Annotated in this window: 1 protein-coding gene; it reads left to right on the top strand. The window is 61.0% G+C overall.

Annotation, left to right across the window (positions count from 1 at the left end; genetic code table 11):
* Nucleotides 1-33: 33 nt before the first annotated feature.
* The coding region (locus tag R5H29_RS18515; protein WP_332329592.1) for a serine hydrolase domain-containing protein at nt 34-451 on the top strand (418 nt) is incomplete at its 3' end.

Genomic DNA, 451 nt, shown 5'->3' with positions numbered 1-451 from the left:
ATCGAGGATGGTGTTGTGAGGCTGGACGATCCAGTGACGCGCTTCCTGCCCGACTTTCAGCCGCGCCTGTCCGATGGATCGGTTCCGGTCATCTCGATCCGCCATCTGCTCACGCACACATCGGGGCTCGGCTATCCGTTTCAGGAAGGGAGCGATGGCCATTATCGTCGCCTCGACGTCTCCGACGGGTTGGATCAACCGGGATTGTCGCTATCCGAGAATCTTCGGCGCCTGGCTGCCGCCCCGCTTACCGCCGCACCGGGGTCGGGTTTTCGCTATTCCCTTGGCATGGATGTGATGGGAGGGGTGGTTGAGAGCGTTACCGGTGGTTCGCTACGCGATGCTGTGCGCAAACTGGTCACGGATCCGCTGGGTATCGTCGATACCGGCTTTGCCGTTGCGGATGTTGAGCGGCTCGCGACGAATTACTTCAACAGCGAATCCGTTCCCG

Origin of the sequence: Stenotrophomonas sp. A3_2, from assembly GCF_036624925.1 — a bacterium.
In the GTDB taxonomy this organism is placed as follows: domain Bacteria; phylum Pseudomonadota; class Gammaproteobacteria; order Xanthomonadales; family Xanthomonadaceae; genus Stenotrophomonas; species Stenotrophomonas hibiscicola.
This window is presented reverse-complemented; position numbering and strand designations above follow the sequence as displayed.